At 65.8% G+C, this 4184-nt stretch carries 3 protein-coding genes; all 3 read right to left on the bottom strand.

The features are described 5' to 3' along the window. Positions 1–1479, bottom strand: a 1479-nt coding sequence (locus tag EN879_RS26435; RefSeq protein WP_127274336.1) for a heparinase II/III family protein, incomplete at its 3' end; no start/stop codon positions are given. 147 nt (positions 1480–1626) lie between these two features. Next, positions 1627–3054 carry an RsmB/NOP family class I SAM-dependent RNA methyltransferase gene (locus tag EN879_RS26440; RefSeq protein WP_063169464.1) on the bottom strand — a complete coding sequence of 476 codons (1428 nt, stop codon included), beginning with the start codon at positions 3052–3054 and terminating at the stop codon, positions 1627–1629. Beyond that, positions 3012–4031: a zinc metalloprotease HtpX gene (htpX, locus tag EN879_RS26445; protein ID WP_024504208.1), complete on the bottom strand. Its 1020-nt coding sequence runs from the start codon at positions 4029–4031 to the stop codon at positions 3012–3014. Before htpX ends, EN879_RS26440 begins: the two co-directional genes overlap by 43 nt. Positions 4032–4184: the final 153 nt, after the last annotated feature.

The following is a 4184-nucleotide window of genomic DNA, read 5'->3' on the forward strand; positions in this document are numbered from 1 at the left end:
AACGTGGAAGCGGACGGTGACGAAGTCGCGGCCATTGTTGCGGATCGCGGCACTGCCGGGGCGCTGGAAGCGGTCCCGGCCGGCCAGCACATTGCCGTTCGACGACAGCTTCAGCTCGCGCTCATGCAGGAAACCAAAGCGCGCGACATAGCCGTCATGGCGGGCGATGAAACCCTGAACGCCTTTCTGATCGGTGCGCTTGCACTGCACATGCTGCGGGCCGCCGATCAACGGCGAACCGAGCAGGTCGTTGACGCGCAACGAGTGGCTGAAGCGCGCCGACGAGGTGTCGTTGATGGTGGCGGTCGAGTGCGCGGCGGTGGCGCGCGCCAGCGGCCGGAATTCAGCCGCGCCGTAGGTGTCGATGCCGGCATTGACGATGTAGTGCTGGCGCCCGGACGACAGTTCGAAGGCAAGGCAGCTGGCATGTGCGGCATTGGACACGTCGACCGGCGGCGGCGGGCCGGTGTCGGCGATGACCGTGGTGCCGCCCATAGACAGGCGCTCATAGCCGGAATGCGGCGCATGCAGCAGCGGCGCGCCAGCGGTGTCGTCGTGGCGCAGGATGGTGGCGATGCGGTCGTGGATGGTGGCGCCCATGCCGTTGAAGCGGGCGAGGCTGCCATCCTGATGGCGGAAGAAGCGCAGCGCCGGCAGCATGCGGTCGATGGCGCCGATCAGCGCCTGCGGCGGCGTTTCCGCCTGGTTGGCATAGGTCTGGCGCAGCGGCAGAAGGTCGGCGAGGATTTCCAGGACGACCATCGGATTGCGCGAAATGTGCCCGCCATCGGCGAGGATCTGGCGGTCGAGTTCCTCGGCAAGGTTGCGGGTCGCGCCACGCAGCGCCGATGCCGGCGCCGGCAGGGACAAGGCAGCGAAGGCGAGCGCGATGCGGGCCCGCAGCCTGTCCTTGCCGTCGGGCATTTCGCGCGCCATCGACCTGAGATAGCGGATCTGCATGGCAACCGACTTCAGGAAGGCGCGGTAGAAAGGGAACTCGGCGCCCTGCAATACGACCGAGGAGTGCTGCAACCAGGCGATGATGCGCTTGGCCGTCGTGCCGGGCTCCCAGGCGATGCCGGAAATATGGCTGCCATGCATGGTGATCCAATCGGAGACCAGGGCGCGGGCATTGGCAGCGGCAAGCTCCGTGCCGGCGGCGCGCATATGGCGCAGCCAGCGAAAGCCGTGCAGCGTCTTCTGCCACCCGTGATTGGGCACGTTGATCTGGAAAGGCGACTTGCCGCCGGTCTCGACCAGATGCCCCGACAGGGGATAGCGGCCGTAATAGATCTCGAGTGCGATCTGCGGGTCGGCGAGGCGCAGGTCCGGCGGTGCGATCAGCACACGTTCCGGCGTGCGGCCGGAATAGCGCCAGCGATAGACAGGCCCGGCGCGCAGGCGCCGGCGCGTTTTGCGCCAGAACTCCTTCGCGACAAGCGTCCACAGACGCGTCGTGCTGCTGGCAGCCAGTGCCAAAACCCCTCCTGATCGTCCTCTACCCCGGCGCCGAGTCTACATGATTGCACGATTCGTGCGAAGGCGAATTCCACGAGCCCGGGCCGGTTCACCTGCTTCTGCCCCCGGTCCTGCCTAAAAAAGGCAGCAAATCCGGCAGTTCAAGCCCTAGCCGGCTCGCCGCATGCGAGCGGCGAAGAAGCCGTCGAGGCCTGAGCGTTCCGGCGCGCCGAGGTCCAGGTCGGCGGGCGTGGTGCGCAGCGTGCCTTGCGGCGTCAGGAATGGAGCGATGCCGGCGATCTCGCCTTGCAGCAGCGGATCATTGGTGATTTCAGGCGTGCCGGCGAGAAAGGCGCGACAGAGATCCTCGCCTTCGAGCGGATCGAGCGAACAGTTGGAAAAGACGATCCTGCCGCCGGGCTTCACCAGCGTCACAGTGCGGGCGAGCAGCCTGCGCTGCAGGTCGGCCAGTTTTTCGACATCGGCAGAAGTCTTGGTCCATGGCACGTCGGGGTGCCGCCGCACCGTGCCGGTCGACGAGCAGGGCGCGTCGAGGAGAACGGCGTCGAACAATTCCTTCGGCTCGAATTTGAGCAGGTCGGCCTGGACGATCTCGGCGGACAGGCCGAGGCGCTCGAGATTCTGCGTCAGCCGCGCAAGCCGGTTTTTTGACGTGTCGACGGCGGTGACCTTCGCGCCGGCAACGATCAGCTGCGCGGTCTTGCCGCCGGGCGCGGCGCAGAGATCGGCAACCCGCAATCCCGTGACATCGCCGAACAGTCGGGCGGGCAGGCTGGCCGCGGCGTCCTGGACCCACCAGGCGCCCTCGGCAAAGCCAGGCAATTCGGTGACAGGACCGACAAGATTCTCGACCCGCACCGTGCCGGTCGGCAGGACGATGCCGCCGAGTTTTTCGGCCCAGAGTCCGGGATCGGCCTTGACCGAGAAGTCGACCGGCGCCTCAACGCGGTGCGCTTCGAGGATCTGTCTGGCCTTTTCGTTGCCGTAGGTAGTCTTCAGCCTGTCGGAAAACCATTCGGGCGCCTCGTCGGTGGCGGCAAGGGCGGCAGGCAATTCCGTTTCCTTGGCCCGTGCCAGTGTGCGCAGCACGCCATTGACGAGGCCGGAGAACCGCACCGTGCGCGGATCGGACTTGGCATGGGTCACCGCAATGTCGACGGCGGCGCTGTCGGGAATATCGAGGAACAGGATCTGTGCGGCCGCCACATGCAATATGTGCGACAGCGCCGTGGCATTGGGCGGCAGCGGCTTTTCCAGGCGCCGCGCCAAGAGCCCCGATATGGTCATGCGATAGCGCAGCGCGGTGACCAGAATGGCGCGGACAAGGCCGCGATCGCGCAAATCGAGCGCCTTGTATTGCGGGTGGCCGTTCTCGTGATCGGTCAGCCCGTCAAGCGGTGTCCTGGCATCGATGACGGCGGCCAGCAGGCGGGCCGCTGCCTTGCGCGCGGCGAGACCGGCGACGAAGTCGCCGCCGTCCCTGTGTTCCTGATCACCTGAAACCGTGCGTCGAGGTCCTCTGTCCGCCACGCTCACGACCACCGGCCCCTGGGCCCGGTCGGATTGCGACCCCATGGGTTGGATTTGGGCTTGGCGGGCTCCGCCGGCTGCTCGGGCCGTGCTGTCTGATCCCACGGGCCGGATGGCCGCAGTTCGTCCGCCTGGCGTGGCGTTGGGGCCTGGCGCGGTGCAGCCCGGGTTTCGCTGCCGGCCATGTCGCGCGCCATCGCCTGCAAGGCTGCAATGCGGTTCTCAGTGGCGGGGTGGGTGGAGAACAGGCTGTCCATGCGCTCGCCGTGAAGGGGATTGATGATGAAGAGATGCGCGGTCGCGGGATTGCGCTCGGCATCGGGGTTGCGGATGCGTTCGGCGCCGCGGGCGATCTTGTCAAGCGCCGATGCCAGCCAGAGCGGGTGTCCACAGATTTCGGCGCCACGTCGGTCGGCCTCGTATTCGCGGGTGCGGCTGACCGCCATCTGCACGACCATCGCGGCAAAGGGCGCTACGATCATCGCCGCCAGCACGCCGACAAAGCCGAACGGATTGTTGTCGCGATTGCCACTGAAAAAGAAGGCGAAATTGCCGAGCATCGAAATGGCACCGGCAAAGGTGGCGACGATCGTCATGGTCAGCGTGTCGCGGTGCTGCACATGGGCGAGTTCGTGCGCCATGACGGCTGCGACCTCTTCAGGCGTCAGCGCCTGCAACAGGCCGGTGGAGGCAGCGACCGCCGCGTTCTGCGGGTTGCGGCCGGTGGCAAAGGCGTTCGGCTGCGGATTGTCGATCAGGTAGGTCTTCGGCATGGGCAGGCCGGCCTGTTTGGCGAGCGACTGGACGATGGCGTAATATTCGGGCGCGTTCTTCTCGTCGACCTCGACGGCACGGTTCATCGACAGCACCATCTTGTCGGCATTCCAGTAGCTGAACAGATTGGTGCCGGCGGCGATCAGCAGCGCGATCATCATGCCGCCGGTTCCGCCGATCAAAAAGCCGACGCCCATGAACAGCGCGGTCATCGCGGCAAGAAGCATGGCGGTGCGAAGTGTGTTCATCGTCTGCTCCTGTCCAGGTGATAGCGAAAAGGGGTCGATCCGCTTCGTCTCATCGCTATATGATGGGAAACACCAGTTCCCGTTTCAATCCGCTGGAAATATCGCATGAACGACGAAGCCAGTAAAACCGATGCCGAGCTTGCTCATGATGTC

It is taken from the genome of Mesorhizobium sp. M7A.F.Ca.AU.002.02.1.1, assembly GCF_003998535.1.
Lineage (GTDB): Bacteria > Pseudomonadota > Alphaproteobacteria > Rhizobiales > Rhizobiaceae > Mesorhizobium > Mesorhizobium ciceri.

Bases quoted from the DNA above. Each gene is read 5' to 3' on its own strand.
- EN879_RS26440 (WP_063169464.1), bottom strand. From the start codon at position 3,054: ATGGGGTCGCAATCCGACCGGGCCCAGGGGCCGGTGGTCGTGAGCGTG.
- htpX (WP_024504208.1), bottom strand. From the start codon at position 4,031: ATGAACACACTTCGCACCGCCATGCTTCTTGCCGCGATGACCGCGCTG.